Consider the following 21,461-nt stretch of genomic DNA (forward strand, 5'->3'; position numbering starts at 1 on the left):
CCATGAGGCCGCCGGCGCCTCGGCCCTGCCAAACCCCGAGCGCTCGCTCCCCCCGCATATGAACCCCATGCCCTGGTCCGACCAGACCCCGGACTCGCGCTCGCCCGACTGGCAGCGTGCGCTGCAAGAAGCCCCGCCGGCCGAAGCCGAGCGGCTGCTGCGTGCCGCCGCCCAGTCCTTGCTGCAATGGCAGCTCGACGGTGCCGCGCTGGCCCTGCCGCCCTTCGACGAAGCCGCACTGCGGCGCGAGTTGCAGCTCTTTGTCGACGCCTGCGTGGTCGGCGAGCACCAGCGCCAGTGGACCGAGACGCAGCAGCGCTGGTGGGCCCATTGCTGCCAGGTGCTGGCCCGCAACCATGCCGAGCAGCCGCGGCTGCCGATGCTGGCCGATGCCATCGATGCCGCCGCGCCGCGGCTGCAGGGGCCGCTCGGCTACGAGCTGGCCGCCCTGCTGCGCGGCCCGGCGCTGGCCTTCGAGGAAGAACAGGAACTCGACGCGGCGATCCGCTACTGGGAGCAGGCGCGCAAGGCGCAGTTGCCGGTGGACGCCGATTTCGGCGAGTTCTGGCGCCGGCTGGAGCTGAGCGGCCTGCAGCGCCACCTGGCCCTGCTCGGCGCCGCCTGCCGCGAGGGTCAGCGGGGCCAGGCGCCGGCGGACGATCCCCGCCCGCGGCTGTTCGCCTATGCGATCAAGGTCTCCACCCGCTATATCGAGCTGTCGCCGCTGACCCAGCTGCTGCAGGACCTGCAGGGCGGGCTGGTGCAGACCGCTTTTCGTTGAAGCTAATCGGCCGCGCAAGGCGGCGCGTGTGGCCAGGTCTCGCAGCCGGCCGCGGCCAGCCAGGGGTCGCGATCCTCGCCGCCGAAGATCTCGAGCAGGAAGTCGAGGAAGACGCGGGTGCGCGCCGGCAGGTATTTGCGCGTCGGCATCGCGGCCCAGATCGTGAAGCTGTAGAGCCGCCACTCGGGCAGCACGCGCTCCAGCGCATGTTCCAGCAGCGCGTCCTCGATCAGGAAGGATGGCAGGCCGGCCACGCCCAGGCCGTGCAGGGCAGCGGCGTAATTGGTGTCGATATGGCTGGTGGCCAGCAGCGGCCGGCGCGGCACCAGGGTGAAGGTCTCGCCGCCGGGCTCGTCGTCGCCGAAGCTGCCGCGGTGGAACTCGATGCCGCGCTGCAGGCCCAGGATGGGCGGCAGCAGCGCATCGTGAGCGGCCAGGTCGCGCGGATGCTCGGGCCGGCCGCGTGCGCTCAGGTATTCGGGCGCCGCGCAGAGGATGACCTCGGAGCGCGCCAGGCGCCGCGCGACGAAGTCGCCGTCCAGCGGCGCGCGGGCGGTGATGATGGTGATGTCATAGCCCTCGTCGACCGCATTGACCGGCCCCGGCGAGTGCAGCTCCAGCGTCACCAGCGGATAGGTCTTGTGAAAGCGCGGCAGGTGCTTGGCCAGCTGGTGCACCGCCACCGAGGGCGGGGCCAGCACGCGCAGATGGCCGCGCGGCTCGGTGGTCGACGAGGTCGCCAGCTCGGCCGCCTCCTCCAACTCGCCGACGATGCGCCGGGCCCGCTCCAAATAGGCCTCGCCGACCTCGGTCAGCGCCAGCCGGCGCGTCGTGCGGTGGATCAGCCGCGCGCCCAGATGTTCTTCCAGCTCCGCCACCAGCCGCGTCACGACGGCCGGCGCCTGATCGAGCGCACGCGCCGCCGCCGCGAAGCTGCCCTCGTCGATGACGCGGATGAAGACCTTCAGCGCGCGCAGCTGATCCATTCAGCGCGCGGCGCTCAGGGATGCGCGGCCATCACCTGGGCGACGGCCGCGGTCAGGCGCTTGCCATAGGGCACGTGCAGGAACTCGTTCGGGCCATGGGCATTGCTCTTCGGGCCCAAGACGCCGCAGACCATCATCTGCGCGGCCGGGAAGCCTTTTTGCAGCATGCTCATCAGCGGGATCGTGCCGCCCTGGCCGATATAGCCGACCGGCTGGCCGAACTGGGCCAGGCTGGCCTCGTTGAGCGCCGTCGACAGCCAGGGCGAGAGCTCCGGCGTGTTCCAGCCGGTGGCGCCATAGGCGCCGGCGCGGCCGTCCGGCACGAAGGTGACCTTGGCGTTGTAGGGCGCGTTGTCCTCCAGCAAGGCCTTCAGCTTCAGCGCCGCCTCGTTGCCGTCGACCAGCGGCGGCAACCGCAGCGAGAGCTTGAAGGCGGTGTAGGGCCGCAGCACATTGCCGGCGTTCTTCAGCTCGGGGAAGCCGTCGACGCCGACCACCGACAGCGTCGGCCGCCAGGTGCGGTTCAAGAGGCCCTCGACCGGATCCTGCGTCGTCGGCAGCACCGCGCCGCCATCGGCGCCACAGGCCCAGGGCATGCGCTTCCAGACCTCGTCCTTCAGGATCGCCGCGGTCGCCCTGGCCTGCTCGATGCGCGCGCCGGGAATCTCGCAGTGGAAGCTCTCCGGCAGCAGGCGGCCGGTCTTGGAATCCTCCAGCCGGTCCAGCACCTGGCGCAGGATGCGGAAGCTGGACGGCACCAGGCCCGAGGCGTCGCCGCTGTGGATGCCCTCGCTGAGCACCTCGACCTTGAGCACGCCCGACACCATGCCGCGCAGCGAGGTCGTCAGCCACAGCTGCTCGTAGTTGCCGGCGCCGGAATCGAGGCAGACGACCAGGGACACATTGCCCAGGCGCGGCTTCAAGAGCTCGATATAGGCCGGCAGGTCGAAGGAGCCGCTTTCCTCGCAGGTCTCGATGATGCCGACGCAGCGCGGGCGCGGGATGCCCTGCTTGTCCAGCGCCATGATGGCCGTCAGCGAGGCGTAGACCGCATAGCCGTCGTCGGCGCCGCCGCGGCCGTAGAGCAGGCCGTTCTCGTACTTGGGCGTCCAGGGGCCGAGGTCATTGCGCCAGCCGTTGAACTCGGGCTGCTTGTCCAGATGGCCGTAGAGCACGATGGTGTCCTGGGAGTCGGGCTTGGTGGCCGGCACCTCGAAAAAGATCACCGGCGTGCGGCCGGCCAAGCGCACGACCTCCAGCTTGAGGCCGGCAACCTTCTTGCTCTCGACCCAGCTGGCGGCGTCGCGCAAGACCTTCTCGATATGGCCGTTGGCCGCCCAGTCGGCATCGAACATCGGGCTCTTGGCGGGAACAGCGATGTAGTCGGTCAGGGCGGGGACGATTTCCTCGTCCCAGACCCGGGCGGCGAATTCGCCCAGGGCAGTGGTTTCATCGCGCTGCAGCGGCAGCGAGGGGTCGCGAGCATTCATGGCAGTTCCAGCTTGTGGCGGGGGAAAGCGGAGTTTAGAACCGATCGCCCAGCCATGCCTGCAGGCGCGCGAACACCTGCTCGCGCTCCGGCTCGTTGAAGATCTCGTGGAACAGCGCGTCGAAGCAATGCGCGCGCACCAGCGCCGACGGCGCGGCGGCGGCGAATTCGGCGCTGCCGGCGGGTGCGACGCAGCGGTCCCGCCCGGCCCAGAGCAGCAGGGTCGGCATCAGCCAGTGCGGCGCGTCCTGCTGGCGCAGCTGCCGGCCCGCGTCGACGATCAGTCGGGCCAGGCTGGGGGTGATGCGGTCGTGCACCAGCGGGTCGCGCTGGTAGGCGGCAACGACGGCCGGATCGCGCGCGATCCAGGCCGGCTTCAACCCGTTGCCGACGGCCAGATGCGGGGCCAGCGCGACGCCGAGCGCCAGCTGCAGCCGCTGCCAGCCCGACATGCCCGGATCGAGCGCCGGCGAGGAAAGCACCAGGCCATCGACCGGCCGGAACCAGGCCGGCAGCGGGCCGCCGCTGTGCGCGGCCAGGCCGCCGGCGACGAAGCGCGCCGCGAGCAGGCCGCCCATGCTGTGGCCCAGCAGCAGCAGCGGGCCGCCGCCGAGCCCGGCATCGGCGCGCACTTCGTCGATGACCAGGGCCAGGTCGCGCAGCAGGCAGTCGGGGTCGGCGATGTCGCCGCGCGGCCCGCCGGAGGCGCCATGGCCGCGCTGGTCGTGGCCGACCACATGCCAGCCCCAGCGGTTGAGCCGCGCCGCCAGCGCCTCGTAACGGCCGATGTGCTCGCCCAGGCCGTGGACGATCAGCACCGTGCCGCGCGCGCGTTCTAGCCCGGGCTTGCTCCATTGGCGCCAGTGCAGCGGCAGGCCATCGTCGGTTTTCAGGGTGCGCATGGCCCGCAGTGTAGGCAGCGTCGCCGAGGCGCCACCCCGGGGCTTACCCATCGGTAAAAATACCCGCCAACACGACGACGGAGACGAGCGATGGACGGCAAGGATTTCTTTTCGCTGAGCTGTGGGGACGACGGCGTCGCCCATCTGCTCTTGAACCGCCCCGAACGGCTGAACACCATGGCGCCGGCCTTCTTCCCGGCGCTGCGCGACGCGGTGCGCGGCCTGCACGACAGCGGCGCGGCGCGCGTGCTGCTGATCTCGTCCACCGGCAAGCATTTCTGCGCCGGCATGGCGCTGGAGACCTTCGCCGGCCAGGGCGCGATGCTGGACACCCGCACGGCGCGCGCGCGGCTGTCCTTCCAGGACTCGCTGCGCCGACTGATGGACTGCTTCACGGCGCTGGACGAGGCGCGCTTCCCGGTCATCTGCGCGATCCAGGGCGGCTGCATCGGCGGCGCGCTGGATCTGGCCGCCGCCTGCGATATCCGTTATGTCGCGGCCGATGCCTTCTTCAGCGTGCAGGAGATCAATATCGGCATGGCCGCCGATCTGGGCGTGCTGCAGCGACTGCAGCAGATCATGCCGGCCGGCCTGGCGCGCGAGCTCGCCTATACCGGCGAGCGCCTGAGCGCCGAGCGGGCGCTGGCCTGCGGTCTGGTCAACGCGGTGCTGCCCGATGCCGACGCCCTGCTGGCCCATGCGCTGGCGGTGGCGCGGCAGATCGCCGCCAAGTCGCCGCTGGCGATCGCCGGCAGCAAGCTGGCGCTGAACCATGCGCGCGACCATGGCGTAGCCGCCTCGCTGCAGCAGATGACGCTGCTGCAGAGTGCGATCTTCGACACCGCCGAGATGGGCGAGGCGATCCTGGCCTGGAAGAGCAAGACGGCCGCCGACTTCGCGCCGCTGGCCGAGATCGGCCGGCTGTGAACGCGCCGCTCGAGCTGAGCCCGCCCGACATCACGCCCTATCGCCAGGGCAATGTCGGCGTCGACTATGTGCACGTCTTTGACTCGGGCCGCCCTGGCCCGACGGTGATGCTGCAGGCGCTGACCCATGGCAACGAGCTCTGCGGCGCGATCGCGCTGGACTGGCTGTTCAAGCAGGGCCTGGGCCGCGGCCTGCAACCGCGCGCCGGCCGGCTGATCGTCGCCTTTGCCAATGTCGAGGCCTTCCTGCGCTTCGATCCGCGCGATCCGGGCGCCTCGCGCTGCGTGGACGAGGATCTGAACCGCGTCTGGGACGATGCGGTGCTGCTGGGCCCCGGCGATTCGCTGGAGCTGCGGCGCGCCCGCGCGCTGCGGCCCTTCGTCGACGCCGCCGATCTGCTCTTGGACATCCATTCGATGCAGGACGCCTGCCGGCCGCTGATGGTCTGCGGCCTGCTGGACAAGAGCGCCGAATTCGCGCGCCGGCTGGGCATGCCCGGCGATCTGCTGATCGCCACCGGCCACCCCTCGGGCCTGCGCATGCGCGACCGCGGCGGTTTCGGCGACCCGGCCTCGCCCAGGAACGCGCTGCTGATCGAATGCGGCCAGCATTGGGATCGCAGCGCGGCCGAGGTCGCGATCGATGCCGTCGTGCGCTTCCTGCTGCTGACCGGCATCGTCGACGCGGCATGGGCCACACCGCGGCTGCGCCTGCCGCTGCCCGAGCGGCAGCGCCTGATCCGCGTCGACCGGCCGGTCGTCGCCCTGAGCGGCGACTTCCATTTCCTGTTCCCGGTGCGCGGCCTGGACGTGATCGGACGCGCCGGCACCGCCTTCGCCCAGGACGGCGAGACGGTGTTCCACACCGACCACGAGGACACGGTGCTGGTGATGCCCAACCTCAAGCCGGGCAAGCCGGGCCACACGATGGTCCGGCTCGGCCGCTACGAGGACTGACGCGGCCGCTCAGGGGAGGTTCAGATCGGCCACCTCGGCCGGGTAGTAGCGCAGAAAGGCGCGCCGCAGCTGCCCCTCGCGCGCGGCACGCGTCAGCGCCTCGCGCAGCAGGGCCTGGTCGGCCGGCGCGAGATTCTGGCGCGACAGATAGAAACCGACCTCCATCAGCGGCAGGCCGTCGAAGCGACGGAACACGATGCCGGCGCCGGTGGCCGGCTGGGCCTGCGGCGGCGACAGCAGGGCGAAGTCGACCCGGCCGGCGCGCAGCATGCGCGCGACCGCGTCGATGTCGTTGACGGTGTCGACGCGGCGCTCGGCCTCCAGCTCGGCCACCAGCGCCCGGTAGTCGGCGCTGAAGGCGAAGCTGCGCGGCACCGCCATGCGCCAGCCGCTCTTGCGCAGCGCCTCCAGGCTGTCGACCTTGCCGGCATCGGCGCTGCGCGTCAGCAGCACCATGGGCTGGCGGTACAGCGGCACGAACAGGCCGTGGCGGTCGCGCTCCTCGGTGCGGGTGGCCGAGATCATCAGGTCCGGCTGCTGGCCGCTGAGAAATTCCATCTCCAACCGCGCGCGCGGCATCACCGGCAGCTCGAAGCGGCAGCCGCTGGCCTCGCCGACCTGGCGCAGCAGCTCGGGCCAGACCCCGCCCAGCTGGCCGTTCTCGACCAGCACCAGCCGCGCCGACGGTGCCATCGGCGCGCGTATCGTGCGCGTGCAGCCGGCCTGCGCGGCCGGCGGCAGCAAGGCGGCAACCAGCAGTGCGAGGCCTGCCCAGACCGACGGGGTCGACCCGGCTCGGCGACGCCCGCGCGACTCAGCCGGTGCAGAAGGCATTCAGCTTGTTGCCGTCGAGATCGCGGAAGTAGGCGGCATAGAAGCCCTCGCCGCGCTGGCCCGGTGCACCCTCGTCGCGACCGCCGAGTTCCAGCGCCTTTGCGTACAGCGCGTCGACCTTGTCCTTGCTGTCGACGACCAGGGCGACCATCACCCCATTGCCAACCGTCGCCGCCTGTCCGTCGAAGGGCTTCATCAGGCCGAAGCCCGGCTGGTCCATAGCCTTGCCCCAGGCATAGCCGCGGCCGAAGTCCATCATCCGCCGCACGCCGATGACGGCGAACAGCTCGTCGTAGAAGGCCGCGGCGCGCGGCAGGTCGTTGGTACCCAGCGTGGTGTAGCCGATCATCGATGTCTCCCCGAACCACGGATGCCGCCGCCACCCTCGGCGCGGCAGTGCTTGAATTTGACCATCACCGGGCCCGAAAGCAAGCCGGCGGCCGACAGCTTAGCGCCAGATTCAGGGCCGGTTCAGCTCGACCACCTCGGGCGGGTAATAGGGCCGGAACGCACGCCGCGCCCGACCGTCGCGGGCAAAGCGGCTGAAGCCCTCGCGCAGCAGCGCCAGATCGGCGCCCGACAGGCTGTCGGTCGACAGGTAGACGCCCACGGCCACCATCGGCAGCGCCTCGAAGCGGCGCTGGGCCAGGCTGGCGTCCATCGCCGTGTGGGCACCGGTCGGCGGCAGCAGGGCGAAGTCGATGCGGCCGGCGCGCAGCATGCGGCCGATGCCGTCGGAGTCGTTGACATGGTCGACCCGGTGCTCGGCGTCGAGCTCGGCCACCAAGGCCCGGTATTCGGGGCTGAAGGCATAGCTGCGCAGGATGGCCGTGCGCCAGCCGCTGCGGCGCAGTTCGTCCAGGCTGCGGACCCGGCCGGCGTCGGCCTTGCGGGTCAGCAGCATCCAGGGCTGATGCAGCAGCGGGACGAAGAGGCCGTGGCGATCCCGCTCGGCGGTGCGCGTCGCCGGCAGCATCAGGTCCAGGCCCCGGCCCTCCAGCAGCGCCCGCTCGATGCGCGCCCGCGGCACGACCGCGAACTCGATCGTGCAGCCGATCTCGGCACCGACCTCGCGCATCAGATCGGGCCAGACGCCGCTGACCCGCTCGCCCTCGACGATGACCAGCTGCCCGGCCGGCGAGACCGGTGCGCGCAGCGGCCGCGAGCAGCCGGCCGCGGCGCTCAGCGCCGGCAGCAGCCAGCAGAGCGCCAGCAGCGCCCGGCGGCCGGGCATCGCACCGGACCGGCGTCGAGGCTCCATCGCTGCAGCAGGCATTCGGCTCCTTCCCCCGCTTTCGCGGCGGCGGGCGGCTCGACCGCCGCCCCGCTCAACCGCGATCGAATTTGAACACCGCCATGCTCGAAAGCAAGTTCGGCAGCGTGCGCACCGGCTGGCCGTCCTGGATGCCGAAGCTGTCGAGGATGCGCAGGCTGTTCTTGCGCGCCAGCACCTCGAAGTCGGCATAGGTGCCGACGCGGATGTTCGGCGTGTCGTACCACTCGTAAGGCAGCACGCGGGTCACCGGCATGCGGCCCAAGAGCACCTGCAGGCGGTTCGGCCAGTGCGCGAAGTTGGGGAAGCTGACGATGCCGATGCGGCCGACGCGCGCTGTTTCCCTCAGCATCTGCTCGGTATTGCGCAGATGCTGCAAGGTCTCCAGTTGCAGCACGACGTCGAAGCTCTGGTCCTCGAAGATCGACAGCCCCTCTTCCAGGTTCAGCTGGATCGCATTGACGCCGCGCTGCACGCAGGCCAGCAGGTTCGCATCGTCGAGCTCGACGCCGTAGCCGCTGCAGCCGCGGTGCTGCTGCAGATAGGCCAGCAGCTCGCCGGTGCCGCAACCGAGGTCCAGCACCCGCGAGCCCTCGGGCACCAGGGCCGCGATATGTTTCATCACGCCGCTTGCGCTCATTGGAACTCTCCCGCCATGCGGGCGAAATAGGCCTTCAGCACGCCGTGATAGCGCGGATCGTCGAGCAGGAAGGCGTCATGCCCGTGCGGCGCGGCTATCTCGGCGTAGGAAACATCGCGCTTGTTGTCGAGCAGGGCCTTGACGATCTCGCGCGAGCGCGCCGGCGAGAAGCGCCAGTCGGTCGTGAAGCTGGCCAGCAGGTATTTGCACCTGGCGCTGGCGAAGGTGCGGCTGAGGTCGCCGCCATGCTCGCTGGCCGGGTCGAAGTAGTCGAGCGCGCGGGTGATCAGCAGATAGGTATTGGCGTCGAAATACTCGCTGAACTTGTCGCCCTGGTAGCGCAGATAGCTCTCGATCTGGAACTCGATGTCCTGCGTCGTGTAGCCCAGTTCGGCGGCGCGCATCTGGCGGCCGAACTTCTCCTCCATCACGTCGTCGCTGAGATAGGTGATGTGGCCGATCATGCGCGCGACCCGCAGACCGCGCTTGGGCACGACGCCATGCTGGTAGAAATGGCCGCCGTGGAAATCGGGGTCGGTGATGATGGCGCGGCGCGCGACCTCGTTGAAGGCGATGTTCTGCGCCGACAGGCTGGGCGCCGTCGCGATCGCGATGCAGTGGCGCATGCGCTCGGGGTAGCGCAGCGACCAGTCCAGCGCCTGCATGCCGCCCAGCGAGCCGCCCAGCACACCGGCCAGCTGCGCGATGCCCAGATGGTCGAGCACGCGGGCCTGCGCGTCGACCCAGTCCTGCACGGTGACGACCGGAAAGTCGGCGCCGTAGACGCGACCGGTCTCGGCGTTCTGGTGCATGGGCCCGGTGGAGCCGAAGCAGGAGCCCGGGTTGTTGATGCCGATGACGAAGAAGCGGTCGGTGTCCAGCGGCTTGCCCGGGCCGATCAGGTTGTCCCACCAGCCCTCGCTCTTGTCCTGACCCTCGTAAGTGCCGGCCACATGGTGGCTGGCATTCAGTGCATGGCAGACCAGCACCGCGTTCGACTTGTCCGCATTCAGCCGGCCATAGGTCTCGTAGACCAGCGTGTAGTCGCGCAGCTGCGCGCCGCTGCGCAAGGGCAGCGGGTCTGCGAAATGCAGGGTCTGCGGCAGTACATGCCCCAAGCTGGCCATCGCCACGCCTCCATCCAGAAAAACAAAACCGGTGCCGCTGCAGACTGCGGACACCGGTGGCAGGCGTCCTCTTTAGCGGCATTTTTAAAGCGCCCGCAATTCGGAACAAATCGGCGCTATGACTCGGATTGTAGCGTCGCCAGGGAGCCGGCCCGCCCTCAAGAGCCCCTCAGGCGCCCCCAGGCGCCCATCAGGGCACCTTGCACAGGCAGTGCACCAGCGCCGCGAAGGGCAGCGGCCCCTGGCTGCGCGCCGGATCGCTGAGCGCGCCCAGCCAGGCCAGTTCCTGGCCCGCCTCCACCAGGGCGGCCGGCGGCTGCAGGCCCAGCCCGACGCCCAGCGCCTCGACCAGGCTCGGCGCCAGCACATCGCCCAGGCCGGCCAGCAGGCGCTCGGTGCGGCTGGGCGAGCGCTCGATGTACTCGATGCGCGGTTCGCCCTCGATCTTGGCCAGGCGCGCCGCCGCCTGCAGCGCATCGTCCAGGCTGCCGAGCCGGTCGACCAGGCCGCGCTCCAGCGCCTGGGCCCCGCTCCAGACCCGGCCCTGGGCCACCGCATCGATCGCGGCCACCGGCTTGCCGCGCGCCTGCGCCGCCTTGGCGGTGAACTCGTCGTAGACATGCTGGATGCCGGCCTGCACCGTCGCCGCCATGCGCGGATCGAGCGGGCGGCGCGGGTCGTAGCCGCCGGCCAGCCAGCTGGTCGTGTGGCCGCCGGTGCGGATGGACAGCTTGTCCAGCAGCTTGTCGGCCGTCGGCAGCATGCCGAACACGCCGATCGAGCCGGTCACCGTCGCCGCGTCGGCAATCACCTGGTCGGCGCTCAGGGCGATCCAGTAGCCGCCCGAGGCGGCGACATCGCCCATCGAGACCACGACCGGCTTGCCGGCCTTGCGCGTCAGCTCCAGCTCGCGCCGCACGATCTCGGAGGCGAAGGCGCTGCCGCCGGGCGAGTTGACGCGCAGCACAACGGCCTTCATCTGCTCGTCCTCGCGCGCCTGGCGGATCAGCCGCGCGGTCGAGTCGCCGCCGACCTTGCCCGGGCCGGCCTCGCCGTCGACGATCTCGCCTTCGGCCACGACCACGGCCACCGCGTCGGCGCCCGCTTTGGCCCTGGGCTTGGAATGGGCCAGGTACTCGCCCAGGCCGACGCGCCGGTAGCTCTTGCCCTTCTCGTCCTTGGCGCCGCGGCTCATCAAGAGCTCGCGCATCTCGTCGCGCGTCTTGATGCCGTCGATCAGCCGGCTCTGCAGCGCCAGCTTGGCCGAGTCGCCGCCGGCCGCGGCCAGGCGCTGCGGCAATTGCTCGATGCCCTGCATCAGGGCGCCGGCCGGCAGCTTGCGCGCCTGCTCGACCGCGCCGGTGTAGCGCGCCCACAGATCGCCGTACAGATAGTCCTCCGCCTCCAGCGAGGCCTTGGACGGCGCATTGGCGAAATAGGGCTCGGCCGCGTTCTTGTAGGTGCCGACGCGCAGCACATTGGCGCTGACGCCCAGCCGGTCCAGCGCGTCCTTGTAGTAGTTGCGGTAGCGACCCAGGCCCTGCACCATCACCGCGCCCATTGGGTGCATATAGACCTCGTCGGCCTGGGCGGCCAGGTAGTAGGCGCGCTGGCTGTAGCCGTCGCCATAGGCCAGCACCGGCTTGCCGGCGGCCTTGAAGCGCTGCAGGGCCGCGCCGACCTCGTGCAGGCCGGCCAGGCCGGCACCGCCGAAGTCGTCCAGGTCCAGCAGCACCGCCCAGATCTTGTCGTCCTTCGCCGCCGCGTCCAGCGCCTGCAGCGCGTCGCGCAGCCGCGTCTGCCGCGGCGGGCCGCCGACGCCGCCACGCAGCTGGGCCATCGCCTGCTCGCGCAGGCTGCCCGAATACTGCTCGACCAGCAGGCCGTCCAGGCTCAGCACCAGGGTGGTCTTGTCCTGCAGCGGCTTCGGGCCCCGCGTCAGCAAGGCGATGAGCAGCGCCACGATCAGGGCCAGCAGCAGCAGGTTGAGGATCGCCCGCCGGGTGGCGTCAAGCAGCCACCAGGCCTTGGCAATGAAACGCCCGAGCGGGCGGGCGACCGTGTTGATGATGCTCATCGCGTCCTCTGCAGACTTGTTCGCGATGATTGTGCGCCAGCGCTGCGCTGGGGCACGAAGTCATGGCCCTCCCCTCAGGCGCGGGCCACCCGTTCGCGGGCTTGTCGCCCACGGGCGGCCGAGCACAATCCGCGCAGACCCGCTGACCGATTCCCATGCCCGCCGTCTTCCTGCTGCGCCGCTGCGCGAGCTCCCTGCAAAAAGCCCAAGATCTGTTGACCGGCAGCGGCATGGCGGACTGGAGCGTCTGCGGCAGCGCGATGCGGCTGCGCGAGACGCGCGAGGCGCTGGCGGGCTGCGCGCCCGACATCATCGCCTGCGACCTGAGCCTGCTGGACGGCCGCGCGCTGCAGCTGGCGCAGTCGCTGCGCGGCCTGCCGCGGCGGCCGCAGCTGCTGCTGCTGGCGCCGATGGCCGACGAGCTGGCGCTGTTCGAGGCGCTGCGCCTGGGCGCCAACGGCTACTGCATCGACGCCGACCGCGGCGTCAACCTGCTGCTGGACCTGCGCAAGCTGGACGCCGGCCGCGCAACCATGTCGCCGGCGATCGCGCGCCAGATCCTGGACGCCTACGGCCTGGGCCGCAGCAGCCTGGACGAGGCGCTGGCGCCCGAGGCCTCGCAAGACGTGACCCCGATGGCCCATGGCCTGCCGCGCGCCGAGCAGCATCTGCTGAGCCTGCTGGCGCATGGCCTGCTGGGGGTGGAGATCGCCGCGCGCTGGGACATGACGCCGGCCGACGTCGAGCGCCGGCTCTGGCGCGTCTATCCGCGCCTGCACCGGCTTGGAGTCTGCGCGGCAGGGCACGTGGCCCGCGCCGGGGCGAGTTGCGGGGCCAGCTAAGGCGCCGGCGAGGCGAGGGCAGGGACCCGCTGCCTCCTCGCGCCTTGCCTGCGCCCTTGCCAGACTCAACGCGGGCTACGCGCTCTGCCGCGCAGACTCCTCAGGACGGCACGGTATCGGCGAAGCTCGGGCGCGCGGCCAGCTTCTCGTAGTGCCGCGTCAGCTTCGGGTGCTCGCTGCGCCAGTCGAGGTCAGGGAAGCGGAAGTCCAGATAGGCCAGCGCGCAGCCGACCGCGATATCGGCCAGGCTGAAGTGGTTGCCCGAGCACCAGTTCTTGTCGCCCAGGCCCTGGTTCATCGCCTTCACCGCGGCCAGCACCTTGCCCATCTGGCGCTGCACCCAGGCCTCGCTGCGCTGCTCGCTGCTGCGGCCGGACCAGTTCTGCTCCAGCCGGGCCAGGATGGCGGCGTCCATCACGCCGTCGGCCAGCGCCTCCCAGGTGCGCACCTCGGTGCGCTCGCGGCCGCGCTCGGGGATCAGCTTGCCGACCGGCGACAGCGTGTCCACGTACTCGACGATGACGCGCGAATCGAAGACGGCGCCGGTGATCGAGTCCTGGCCTTCCATCACCAGGCAGGGCACCTTGCCGAGCGGGTTCATCTTGAGGATCGCGTCGCTGCCCCAGACGTCCTCGAGCACGAACTGGTAGTCGAGTTTCTTCTCGGCCATCACGACGCGCACCTTGCGCACGTAGGGGCTGGAGAGCGATCCGATGAGTTTCATATGTGCTTGACGTCGTCCCTCTGCGAACGATTCTAGCCAAGCGATTCGCCGCCGCCAGCCTGTCTCCCGGCGCCTACAGTCCCCCCGGGCCGCAGGCTTGTCAGCCTGCCGCAAGCCGGCCAGACTAACGGCGCCCTGCAGCCGCCCGGGCGGCCATCCGTCGCCGTAGAAGGCGTTTCGCGCGCCCGATCCGGCGCTTCATCGCCTGCCCCTGGCCTGCCGGTCGCGGCCTGCCGACACTGCGGTCCAGCCCAAAGCCCGGGAGCCGCCATGATGTTGATGAACGCCAGTCCGTCCTCGCTGCTGCTGATCGCCATCGGCAGCGTCGCGTCCGCCGTCGCGCTGGCCCTTGCTCTGGCCGAGCAGAGCAGCCCGCCGCAGCGGCTCGAACGGGTGACGGTCGTCGGCCAGCGCGCGACGGTCCAGCAACTGCCGCGCGTCGTGGTCGAAGGCCGGCGCGTCGACGGCCTCGCGCTGAGCCAGGCCGGCGAGACGGCACGGCCCGAATAGCGCAGCGCCGCCGAGCGGCGCCGCTCGCTCCTATCCCTCAGCGATTGAACAGACCCGGATGTTCGCGCGCGTAGCGCCCCTCGGCCTGCGCATGCGGCAGGTTCAGGAACTCGCGGTAGCCGGGCACCCACAGATAGCCGAGGCCGACCAGGAACAGGCCCAGGCCGAAGAGGCCGTAGGCGCCGCCGACGCTGCCCTGCAGCAGCAGGCCGCCGGCCAGGCCCGGACCCAGCACGCCGGCGATCTGCATCACCATCATGTTGACGGCCGTCATGCGCGCGCGAAAGGCCTGCGGCATCGCCAGCATCCGGTGCGTCTGGCCGACCATCTGCACGGTGGCGATGCAGGCGCCCAACATCGCGAAGCCGGCGACGATCAGCAACGGCGCCTCGCTGAAGCCGATCGCGATCATGCACAGCCCCTCGAGCAGGATGGCCGCGAAGCTGGCATTGAAGCGGCCGATGCGCTGCGCCAGCCAGACCGAGCCGCCCAGCGAGCCCAGCAGCATGCCCAGCGACAGCCCGGCCTCGCAGGCGCCCAGCCAGGCGGCCGACAGGCCCAGCGACTGCACCTTCAGCGGCACCAGCATGCCGATGCCGGGGGTGAAGAAGATCATCACCAGAAAGGAGACGAAGGTCCAGCCGCGCTCCAGCGGGATCTTCCATTTGGCCACCAGTCCGGCACGCAGATCCGCCAGCCAGTGCGAGGCCTGCGCGGGCGCGGGCGGCGTCGGCGCCTGGATGCGCGCCGCCAGCGCGGCCGCCAGCAGCAGCAAGGCCGCATGCAGCCACAGCGCGACCGCGGTGCTGGCCGCCGCCAGCACCAGGCCGCCCAGCGCCGGGCCGAGCAGGCGGCCCAGCGCCTGCGCGCTCTTCTGCAGGCCCAGGCCCTCGGTCAGGCGCTCGGCCGGCAGCAGCTCGGCGACGATGCTGAAGGAGGCCGGCATGATGGCCGCCATCGCGACCACCGCCAGCAGCTCCAGCCCCATCACCCAGGCCAGCCGGTAGATGCCCAGCTGGGCCAGCGCCGCCAGCACCAGCGCCTCGAGCGCCATCAGCAGCAGGCCGCCGGCGATCAGCCGGCGTTTGGAGACGCGGTCGCCCAGCGGCGACAGCAGCGGCAGCGCGATGAAGGAGCCGGCCGCCATGCCGGCCGCATAGATCGCCAGCTGCGCGGCGCCGCCCTCGTGCGCGACCCACCAGGGCACGGCCACATGGCCGACCATCAGCGACAGCAGCATCAGCCCATCGCTGAGCAGCAACAATTGAAACGCAGGGCCCAGCGGTCCCAGGCGGCGCCCGGCGAAGGCGCGCAGCGACGATGGCAAAAAGGACAAGAAGACTCTCCCTGCGGGCCAGTGTGCCATGCCGCACGCGTCCATTTGTCGCCCCCAGCTGCCGTTGATGCGCCGATTGCCGCGCTTGGTCGCTTGCGGCTGGAGAAGCGGGGGGCGGGCGCGCAAACTGCAATCACCGAACGATCCTTCCCTCCTTCAACGCAGCCCGCAGGAGCCCACCATGAACACCAGCAGCAAGACCCTCTTCGTCGCCGGCCTGATCGCCCTCGTCGGCAGCACCGGCTTCGTCATCAGCGCCGAGAATGCCGCCGCGCCCAAGCAGGAGATCGTCAAGCTGGAGCGCGTGGTGATCGTCGGCAAGCGCGCCGCGCCCGCGACGCAAGTCGCCCAGCAGCAGGAAATCGTGAAGCTGCCGCGCGTCGTCGTCGAAGGCCGCCGCGCACCGGCCGACACGCAGCTGGCCGTCGCCAAGAGCTGCGCGCCGCAGCAAGCGATGTGCTGAACGCGCCGCTGCGCTGACGGTTCGATCGCTCCCCGCAAGGCCCGGCACTGCCGGGCCTTGTTCTTTTGCGGCACGCCGATGACTGCTGGCCGACGCTCGCTTGCCATGACTTCATCGCCGCCGCCTGCAGTCCATCCCGCCGGGCGCGCGCTTCGTCACCTGAGGCTGGCGATGAGCAGGAGCAGCGCCGAAACTGCATGCACGGACAAAGCAACACGCCAGCACGGAAGGACCTCATCATGAACAGCCTCAGCAACCGCATCGCCGCCCTCCTGATCGCCGCCATCTTCGGCCTGATCGCCCTGATGTTCGCGCAGGCCGAAGTCGCCGCGCCCAAGCAGGCCATCGTCAAGCTGGAGCGCGTCCTCATCGTCGGCAAGCGCGCCGGCGCCGACACGCAGATCGCTCGAGCACAGCGCGTCGAGCAACTGCCCCGCGTCGTCGTCGTCGGCCGCCGCACCACCAGCGAGACCGAGCTGCAGCTGGCCCAGGCCTGCGCCGCTCAGGCGCTCTGCTGAAGCACTGCAGCGCAGCCGCATTCGCAGCAACCTCACCGCCTTCAAGCAGCAGAAGCCCGGCACAGCCGGGCTTCTGCCATTGAGTGCCAGCAATCGGGGACTTGCGCGGGCGATAGGCAGTGACTAAGTTGGCCTAGGCACCACGATTGAGCCCTGGCCAATGGAGGCACGTATGGCAATCGAACGCTGGGGCTCCCTGTCCGTGCGCGATCACCTCGACACCGCCGATCTGGTCGCCAATGTGCTGCTCTACGACCGCCTGGTCATGCCGGTGATGAGCAGCCACGACGAGCGCGACGAGCGGGCCTACTGGATCGCTCAAGGCTGGGATCCCGATCTGCAGCGCAAACGCCTGGACCAGTTGGAAGAGCTGGCGATCTGTCGGCCCTGGAACGCCGAGCGGCGAGCGATGTTCAAGACCCGTCTGGAACTGCTGAATGCAGAGCGTGAGGACGCCCGACATATCGACGCCTTTGCAATGACGCGAGCGATGCTGGCGCTGGAGCCGATCAAGGAAAAGCTCGCCGATGTCGACCATGTCGAGGTGATCGCGGCCTACAACTCGGCGGCGGCGGCGACGCAGGACTTCGGCATTGCGCCGGCCGGCGCCAACCTCTCGCAGCAGGCGCTGCTGCTGACCCGCCGGCTGGCCCTGCCAGCGCTTGACGATGCCGAAGACAATCTGCGCCTGGCGATGGAGCTGTCGCGCGACAAGAGCTTCCGGGCGAAGCGGGCCGCCCTGTTCGAATGGCAGGAGCAAATGGTCGAGAAGGGGCTGGCGCCGGAAGCCGCCGTCGGGCTGCTGGTCAAGCTGACCGATCAGTACAACGAGGCCGTCGAGGCCGCGAAGGTCAAGCTGGGCTGGAAGCTGGCCTTCACGCTCTTCAAGGCCGGCCTCGGTTTCGCGACCGGCGGCCTGCTCGGCGCGGGCGCCTCGGCCGCGCTGTCGCTGGTCCAGTTCGCGACGCTGGACGGCAAGCTCGCGATCGAGCCCGGCACGGCGGCGCCGGCCGCCATGTTCCACGATATCGAGGCCAAGTTCGGGCTGCCGCTGACGGGCGGCCCGCCCCACTGACGGGCCGCTGAACCCTCAGGGCGACGCCTCCAGCACGCGGAGAATCTCCCGCCCATAGGCCTCGAGCTTCTTCGCGCCGATGCCGCTGATCTGCGCCAGCGCGTCGAGCGAGTCGGGCTGCTGGCGCGCCATCTCGGCCAGCGTGACGTTCTGGAAGATCACATAGGCCGGCAGCCCATGCTCCTTGGCCACTTCGGCGCGCCAGTGCTTCAGTGCCTCGAAGCGCCGCTGGGCCTCGAGGTCGAGATCGACAGGCGCGGGCTTGCTGCCCGAGCGGCCGGCAGCGACGCGCGAGCTCTTGCCGCGCTTGGGCGGCACCGTCGGCACGCGCAGCAGCAGCTGCGTCTCGCCCTTCAGCACCGCGCGGGCCGAGTCGGCCAGGGCCAGCGTGTGGTACTCGCCCTCGGTGACGACATGGCCCAGCGCGATCAGCTGGCGCAGCACCGCGCGCCACTGCGCCTCCGCCAGTTCGGCGCCTATGCCCCAGGTGCTGAGCCGCTCGTGGCCGTATTGCGCCACCTTGTCGGTGGCCTTGCCGCGCAGCACGTCGATCAGATGGCCGGCGCCGAAGCGCTGGCCGCCGTTCTGGTGAAAGCGGTAGATGCAGGACAAGAGCTTGCGCGAGGCGTCGGTCGCGTCCCAGGTGGCCGGCGGGCTGAGGCAGTTGTCGCAGTTGCCGCAGGCCGTGCTCGCTTCGCCGAAATAGCCGAGCAGGCGCACGCGGCGGCAGTCGGTCGCCTCGGCCAGGGCCAAGAGCGCATCGAGCTTGCCGCGCTGGCCTTGCTTGAAGTCCTCCTCGGCCGGGCTCTCGTCGATCATGCGGCGTTGGTTGACGACATCGGCCAGGCCATAGGCCATCCAGGCATCTGCCGCTTCGCCGTCGCGGCCGGCGCGGCCGGTCTCCTGGTAGTAGCTCTCGATGTTCTTGGGCAGGTCCAGGTGCGCGACGAAGCGCACATCGGGCTTGTCGATGCCCATGCCGAAGGCGATCGTCGCCACCATCACGATGCCGTCCTCGCGCAGGAAGCGGTCTTGGTGCTTCTGCCGCAGGGCCGCGTCCAGGCCCGCGTGATAGGGCAGGGCCTTGATGCCCTCGCCCTCCAGCCACTCGGCGGTCTCCTCGACCTTCTTGCGGCTCTGGCAGTAGACGACGCCGGCCTCGTCCTCGTGCTCGTCGCGGATGAAGCGCAGCAGCTGCTCGCGCGGCTTGCCGTCCTTCTCGACGATCGCATAGCGTATGTTCGGTCGGTCGAAGGAGGAGATGAAGATGCGCGCTTCCTCCAGCCGCAGGCGCTCGATGATGTCGGCCCGGGTCAGCTCGTCGGCGGTGGCCGTCAAGGCAATGCGCGGCACGTCCGCATAGCGCTCGTGCAAGAGGCTCAGCGCCAGGTATTCGCTGCGGAAGTCGTGGCCCCACTGGCTGACGCAATGCGCCTCGTCGATCGCGAACAGGCTCAGGAGCCCCCGCTCGTGCAGCGAATCGAGCTGGGCCAGGAAGCGCGGATTGGTGATGCGCTCGGGCGCCGCGTACAGCATCACCAGCCGCCCGCTCATCATCTCGCGCTCGACATGCAGCGCCTGCTCGCTGCTCAGCGTCGAGTTCAGGAAGGCCGCGTGGACGCCGGCCTCCTCCAGCGCGCCGACCTGGTCGTGCATCAGCGCGATCAGCGGGCTGACGACGACGGCGACGCCGCGGCCGCCGCGGTGCCGCGCAATGGCCGGGATCTGGTAGCACAGGCTCTTGCCGCCGCCGGTAGGCATCAGCACCAGCGCATCGCCGCCGGCCGTCACATGGTCGACGATGTCGGCCTGGGCGCCGCGGAAGGCGCTGTAGCCGAAGACTTCTTGCAGGATGCGGGCGGGGACGGAAAGTTGGTCAGAGGCACTCATGAAGACCGCTATTGTCCCGGAGACGGCCGCGGGGGCGGAAAAGCATCGGTTCGGGAGGCGCGCCGAGCACGCCAACTGCAGCGCCGGAGCCGCCTTGCGATGGGGGCGGCCGGCCTCGGCATGAGGTGTGGGGGCGCTCTCGGCCGGGGATGACCCTGGACGCCCCGCCGAGCCGCATGCGGACGCCGCCCGGGCTAACCACGAGGCCGGAGTCCGCCAGGAATGTCAAACTCGCCCTGCCGCTTCTGACTGATTTGATAGTGGCGCTTGCACCCACAGTTTTGCGAGTAAACCCAGATCGGTCGCCGCTTCCAGTCCGATCATGACGGCCGTAATAAGCGGACGGGGCGATGTGATAAACGGACGCACCTGTCTCCCTATAACAAGTTAAACATCACAAACACTCGGAGCACACTGCATGCCGGCAAATCTTCCGTATGTCTCTACTCCTGGCTCGATCAAGACCGCGCTAGAGAGGATTCGCTCGGCAGCAACGCCAGAACGGGTTACGAAGGACTTCGTCACTACCGTACTTCAGATCAAAGGCGGAACTGGTGGGAACCTCCCCCCGTTCCTGAAGCGCATCGGCTTTGTTGGCTCCGACGGAGTACCAACGGACCTGTATAGGCGGTTCCGAAATCCTGCCACCGGCGGCGCGGCTGTGGCGGATGCTATCCGCCTTGGATACAAAGACTTGCTACAAGCTAACGAGTACTTCTACCGTTTATCCGACAAGGACCTACTGGCACTTATTGTGCAAGTCACTGGCGTAGAAGCAAACAATCGCGCGGCCCAACTTACCTTGTCAGCAATTAAGGCCCTTAAGGCCTTTGCAAGCTTTGACTCGGTCGAGCCCTCTGGAGAGTCCGCAGAGCAACCTCAATCGACTGACACTCGGCCACGAGCACTGGATCTGCAAAACCACCAAGGGCGCAACGGGCAAGTCGGGCTTAATCTCTCCTACACAATCAACCTGAATCTCCCAGCCACAGCAGACCAAGCTGTTTTCAACGCGATCTTCCGCAGCCTCAAAGAGCATCTGCTTTCAGGCAATGAGTAAGGCAGCGCTGGAGAGAGTCAAAGCATTTGGCATGACTAACCAAATGCTCTCCGAAGACCTGAGCCGCATAGCCAGAATGCACGGGGTCGAGTTTGGGCATATGCCCACCGTTCCTCAAACAGTCGAAGATGTTTATTACCCGCAATTTGACGCGGCTGTCCGAGCCGAGGCGGCCGCTATGGCAAAGCACTACGAGGTCTTTTACTCGCTAGAGAAGTCAATCCGAGAGCTTGTTGCCCAGACCATTGAGGCCGCAGAGAAGAGAGAGGACTGGTGGGCATCGACCCGCGTGCCCTCAAACATTCAAGCCGACGTAGCCAGTCGAATCCAGAAAGAGTTGGATGCCGGGGTAACCCGTCGGTCGCTTGATGAGTTGGACTACACCACGTTCGGCGAACTGTCAGTCATCATCGCTGCCAACTGGGACATCTTTGGTGGACTGTTCAACAGCAAGAAGGCGGTGGAAAAGGTGATGGCCAGTCTCAACGCACTCCGGAATCCGATCGCGCATTGCAGTCCCCTCGCCGAAGACGAGGAGTTGCGATTGCAGTTGACGGTCCGAGACTGGTTCCGCTTGATGGAGTGATGTTTAACCCTGCATTCCAGCGGACGCCTAACGGCGTCCGCTGAATTTGAACGCTAACCGTCACATGTACGCCTGCCCTTCCTGCACCACTCGCTCAATCACTTTCACGCGCAAATGGTCGTCGTCATCGGCGGTCCCTGCGCGCTGCGAGAAATGCGGCTCAGGCTGCGCAATCGCCATCGTTGATGCCGCAGGGACCATGGCCGCGGCCATCCTGCTCATGACGCTTGGTGGTTTTGCTGCCGTCGCCGTGCATGCCGCTTATCCGCTGCTGATCGGCGCCGCGCTTGCGGTGGGCTACTACTTTTTGCGTCAGCATCGGGCCCCGCTGATGCCGATCACGCCGGACGAGACCAGGACGGCAAAGCGATCGGCATGGGCTGCATTCCTTACGCTGCTCATTCCATGGGGATCCTCTTGAAGCAATGTCCGTCGGTGACGGTCAGCCTTTTGCTTCAGCGAACC

At 69.2% G+C, this 21,461-nt stretch carries 23 protein-coding genes and 1 riboswitch; of the genes, 11 read left to right on the plus strand and 12 right to left on the minus strand.

Annotated elements, in window-relative coordinates:
* The first annotated feature begins 67 nt into the window (after positions 1–67).
* On the plus strand, positions 68–781 hold the full coding sequence (locus QWJ38_RS00915) for a hypothetical protein (protein ID WP_290357153.1): 714 nt from the start codon (positions 68–70) through the stop codon (positions 779–781).
* 2 nt (positions 782–783) lie between these two features.
* On the opposite strand, the gene QWJ38_RS00920 is transcribed toward QWJ38_RS00915, so the two are convergent.
* The 3 genes from QWJ38_RS00920 to QWJ38_RS00930 are packed head-to-tail and all read right to left on the minus strand — an operon-like array spanning position 784 to position 4,158.
* The gene (locus QWJ38_RS00920) at positions 784–1,767 is read right to left on the minus strand and encodes a LysR family transcriptional regulator (protein WP_290357154.1); all 984 of its coding nucleotides are present in this window, start codon (positions 1,765–1,767) and stop codon (positions 784–786) included.
* A 14-nt stretch (positions 1,768–1,781) separates the two neighbouring features.
* Positions 1,782–3,257 (minus strand): M20 family metallopeptidase, encoded by a 1,476-nt coding sequence (locus QWJ38_RS00925; RefSeq protein ID WP_290357155.1) that lies wholly within the window; start codon positions 3,255–3,257, stop codon positions 1,782–1,784.
* A 34-nt stretch (positions 3,258–3,291) separates the two neighbouring features.
* A complete protein-coding gene (locus tag QWJ38_RS00930; protein WP_290357156.1) occupies positions 3,292–4,158 on the minus strand; it encodes an alpha/beta hydrolase in 867 nt (288 codons plus the stop codon).
* 90 nt (positions 4,159–4,248) lie between these two features.
* Here QWJ38_RS00930 and QWJ38_RS00935 point away from each other — a divergent pair, with 90 nt between their 5' ends.
* A complete protein-coding gene (locus tag QWJ38_RS00935; RefSeq protein ID WP_290357157.1) occupies positions 4,249–5,085 on the plus strand; it encodes an enoyl-CoA hydratase-related protein in 837 nt (278 codons plus the stop codon).
* Entirely contained in the window at positions 5,082–6,041 is a 960-nt protein-coding gene (locus tag QWJ38_RS00940; RefSeq protein WP_290357158.1) for a M14 family metallopeptidase, read from the plus strand. Before QWJ38_RS00935 ends, QWJ38_RS00940 begins: the two co-directional genes overlap by 4 nt.
* Before the next feature lie 9 nt (positions 6,042–6,050).
* On the opposite strand, the gene QWJ38_RS00945 is transcribed toward QWJ38_RS00940, so the two are convergent.
* The 6 genes from QWJ38_RS00945 to sppA all read right to left on the minus strand — a co-directional run bounded on the left by QWJ38_RS00945 (position 6,051) and on the right by sppA (position 11,992).
* Positions 6,051–6,785 (minus strand): substrate-binding periplasmic protein, encoded by a 735-nt coding sequence (locus QWJ38_RS00945; RefSeq protein WP_290357159.1) that lies wholly within the window; start codon positions 6,783–6,785, stop codon positions 6,051–6,053.
* Positions 6,786–6,855: 70 nt separating this feature from the next.
* Entirely contained in the window at positions 6,856–7,224 is a 369-nt protein-coding gene (locus tag QWJ38_RS00950; protein WP_290357160.1) for a VOC family protein, read from the minus strand.
* A gap of 111 nt (positions 7,225–7,335) precedes the next feature.
* Positions 7,336–8,151 carry a substrate-binding periplasmic protein gene (locus QWJ38_RS00955; protein WP_290357161.1) on the minus strand — a complete coding sequence of 272 codons (816 nt, stop codon included), beginning with the start codon at positions 8,149–8,151 and terminating at the stop codon, positions 7,336–7,338.
* A 52-nt stretch (positions 8,152–8,203) separates the two neighbouring features.
* Complete coding sequence (gene metW, locus QWJ38_RS00960; protein WP_290357162.1) at positions 8,204–8,788, minus strand: methionine biosynthesis protein MetW; 585 nt, start codon at positions 8,786–8,788, stop codon at positions 8,204–8,206.
* On the minus strand, positions 8,785–9,915 hold the full coding sequence (gene metX / locus QWJ38_RS00965; RefSeq protein WP_290357163.1) for a homoserine O-succinyltransferase MetX: 1,131 nt from the start codon (positions 9,913–9,915) through the stop codon (positions 8,785–8,787). Before metX ends, metW begins: the two co-directional genes overlap by 4 nt.
* Positions 9,916–9,966: 51 nt before the next feature.
* Positions 9,967–10,042, minus strand: a riboswitch (SAM riboswitch).
* Between the two features lie 63 nt (positions 10,043–10,105).
* The gene (gene sppA / locus QWJ38_RS00970; protein ID WP_290357164.1) at positions 10,106–11,992 is read right to left on the minus strand and encodes a signal peptide peptidase SppA; all 1,887 of its coding nucleotides are present in this window, start codon (positions 11,990–11,992) and stop codon (positions 10,106–10,108) included.
* 155 nt (positions 11,993–12,147) lie between these two features.
* On the opposite strand from sppA, the gene QWJ38_RS00975 reads away from it, so the two are divergent.
* On the plus strand, positions 12,148–12,834 hold the full coding sequence (locus QWJ38_RS00975) for a response regulator (protein ID WP_290357165.1): 687 nt from the start codon (positions 12,148–12,150) through the stop codon (positions 12,832–12,834).
* Between the two features lie 100 nt (positions 12,835–12,934).
* On the opposite strand, the gene QWJ38_RS00980 is transcribed toward QWJ38_RS00975, so the two are convergent.
* Entirely contained in the window at positions 12,935–13,558 is a 624-nt protein-coding gene (locus QWJ38_RS00980) for a glutathione S-transferase family protein (RefSeq protein ID WP_290357166.1), read from the minus strand.
* Positions 13,559–13,828: 270 nt separating this feature from the next.
* Between QWJ38_RS00980 and QWJ38_RS00985 the strand changes: the two genes are divergently transcribed.
* Positions 13,829–14,068: a hypothetical protein gene (locus QWJ38_RS00985; protein ID WP_290357167.1), complete on the plus strand. Its 240-nt coding sequence runs from the start codon at positions 13,829–13,831 to the stop codon at positions 14,066–14,068.
* A gap of 37 nt (positions 14,069–14,105) precedes the next feature.
* Here the strand turns inward: QWJ38_RS00985 and QWJ38_RS00990 are convergent, their stop codons facing one another.
* Positions 14,106–15,404, minus strand: a complete 1,299-nt coding sequence (locus tag QWJ38_RS00990; RefSeq protein WP_290357168.1) for an MFS transporter — start codon at positions 15,402–15,404, stop codon at positions 14,106–14,108.
* Positions 15,405–15,585: 181 nt separating this feature from the next.
* Between QWJ38_RS00990 and QWJ38_RS00995 the strand changes: the two genes are divergently transcribed.
* The 3 genes from QWJ38_RS00995 (at position 15,586) to QWJ38_RS01005 (ending at position 17,460) form a co-directional block, all read left to right on the plus strand.
* Positions 15,586–15,867 (plus strand): hypothetical protein, encoded by a 282-nt coding sequence (locus tag QWJ38_RS00995; RefSeq protein ID WP_290357169.1) that lies wholly within the window; start codon positions 15,586–15,588, stop codon positions 15,865–15,867.
* A 239-nt stretch (positions 15,868–16,106) separates the two neighbouring features.
* Positions 16,107–16,385, plus strand: a complete 279-nt coding sequence (locus tag QWJ38_RS01000; RefSeq protein ID WP_290357170.1) for a hypothetical protein — start codon at positions 16,107–16,109, stop codon at positions 16,383–16,385.
* A 172-nt stretch (positions 16,386–16,557) separates the two neighbouring features.
* Positions 16,558–17,460 carry a hypothetical protein gene (locus QWJ38_RS01005; protein WP_290357171.1) on the plus strand — a complete coding sequence of 301 codons (903 nt, stop codon included), beginning with the start codon at positions 16,558–16,560 and terminating at the stop codon, positions 17,458–17,460.
* A 15-nt stretch (positions 17,461–17,475) separates the two neighbouring features.
* Here QWJ38_RS01005 and recQ read toward each other — a convergent pair whose 3' ends face one another.
* A complete protein-coding gene (gene recQ, locus QWJ38_RS01010) occupies positions 17,476–19,350 on the minus strand; it encodes a DNA helicase RecQ (protein ID WP_290357172.1) in 1,875 nt (624 codons plus the stop codon).
* 418 nt (positions 19,351–19,768) lie between these two features.
* On the opposite strand from recQ, the gene QWJ38_RS01015 reads away from it, so the two are divergent.
* From QWJ38_RS01015 to QWJ38_RS01025, 3 genes are all read left to right on the plus strand, one after another.
* On the plus strand, positions 19,769–20,410 hold the full coding sequence (locus tag QWJ38_RS01015; protein WP_290357173.1) for a DUF5343 domain-containing protein: 642 nt from the start codon (positions 19,769–19,771) through the stop codon (positions 20,408–20,410).
* 43 nt (positions 20,411–20,453) lie between these two features.
* On the plus strand, positions 20,454–20,996 hold the full coding sequence (locus QWJ38_RS01020) for a Swt1 family HEPN domain-containing protein (protein ID WP_290357174.1): 543 nt from the start codon (positions 20,454–20,456) through the stop codon (positions 20,994–20,996).
* A gap of 199 nt (positions 20,997–21,195) precedes the next feature.
* A complete protein-coding gene (locus QWJ38_RS01025) occupies positions 21,196–21,417 on the plus strand; it encodes a hypothetical protein (protein ID WP_290357175.1) in 222 nt (73 codons plus the stop codon).
* Positions 21,418–21,461: the final 44 nt, after the last annotated feature.

This window comes from Roseateles violae (assembly GCF_030410485.1).
In the GTDB taxonomy this organism is placed as follows: domain Bacteria; phylum Pseudomonadota; class Gammaproteobacteria; order Burkholderiales; family Burkholderiaceae_C; genus Roseateles_D; species Roseateles_D violae.

Coding starts and splice junctions, on each gene's coding strand:
- metX (WP_290357163.1), bottom strand. CDS start 9,915: ATGGCCAGCTTGGGGCATGTACTGCCGCAGACCCTGCATTTCGCAGAC.
- QWJ38_RS00935 (WP_290357157.1), top strand. CDS start 4,249: ATGGACGGCAAGGATTTCTTTTCGCTGAGCTGTGGGGACGACGGCGTC.
- QWJ38_RS00995 (WP_290357169.1), top strand. CDS start 15,586: ATGAACACCAGCAGCAAGACCCTCTTCGTCGCCGGCCTGATCGCCCTC.
- QWJ38_RS00985 (WP_290357167.1), top strand. CDS start 13,829: ATGATGTTGATGAACGCCAGTCCGTCCTCGCTGCTGCTGATCGCCATC.
- QWJ38_RS00955 (WP_290357161.1), bottom strand. CDS start 8,151: ATGCCTGCTGCAGCGATGGAGCCTCGACGCCGGTCCGGTGCGATGCCC.
- QWJ38_RS01000 (WP_290357170.1), top strand. CDS start 16,107: ATGAACAGCCTCAGCAACCGCATCGCCGCCCTCCTGATCGCCGCCATC.
- QWJ38_RS00950 (WP_290357160.1), bottom strand. CDS start 7,224: ATGATCGGCTACACCACGCTGGGTACCAACGACCTGCCGCGCGCCGCG.
- QWJ38_RS00915 (WP_290357153.1), top strand. CDS start 68: ATGCCCTGGTCCGACCAGACCCCGGACTCGCGCTCGCCCGACTGGCAG.
- QWJ38_RS00975 (WP_290357165.1), top strand. CDS start 12,148: ATGCCCGCCGTCTTCCTGCTGCGCCGCTGCGCGAGCTCCCTGCAAAAA.
- QWJ38_RS01015 (WP_290357173.1), top strand. CDS start 19,769: ATGCCGGCAAATCTTCCGTATGTCTCTACTCCTGGCTCGATCAAGACC.
- QWJ38_RS00925 (WP_290357155.1), bottom strand. CDS start 3,257: ATGAATGCTCGCGACCCCTCGCTGCCGCTGCAGCGCGATGAAACCACT.
- QWJ38_RS01020 (WP_290357174.1), top strand. CDS start 20,454: ATGCTCTCCGAAGACCTGAGCCGCATAGCCAGAATGCACGGGGTCGAG.
- recQ (WP_290357172.1), bottom strand. CDS start 19,350: ATGAGTGCCTCTGACCAACTTTCCGTCCCCGCCCGCATCCTGCAAGAA.
- metW (WP_290357162.1), bottom strand. CDS start 8,788: ATGAGCGCAAGCGGCGTGATGAAACATATCGCGGCCCTGGTGCCCGAG.
- QWJ38_RS00930 (WP_290357156.1), bottom strand. CDS start 4,158: ATGCGCACCCTGAAAACCGACGATGGCCTGCCGCTGCACTGGCGCCAA.
- QWJ38_RS00920 (WP_290357154.1), bottom strand. CDS start 1,767: ATGGATCAGCTGCGCGCGCTGAAGGTCTTCATCCGCGTCATCGACGAG.
- QWJ38_RS00980 (WP_290357166.1), bottom strand. CDS start 13,558: ATGAAACTCATCGGATCGCTCTCCAGCCCCTACGTGCGCAAGGTGCGC.
- QWJ38_RS01025 (WP_290357175.1), top strand. CDS start 21,196: ATGGCCGCGGCCATCCTGCTCATGACGCTTGGTGGTTTTGCTGCCGTC.
- QWJ38_RS01005 (WP_290357171.1), top strand. CDS start 16,558: ATGGCAATCGAACGCTGGGGCTCCCTGTCCGTGCGCGATCACCTCGAC.
- sppA (WP_290357164.1), bottom strand. CDS start 11,992: ATGAGCATCATCAACACGGTCGCCCGCCCGCTCGGGCGTTTCATTGCC.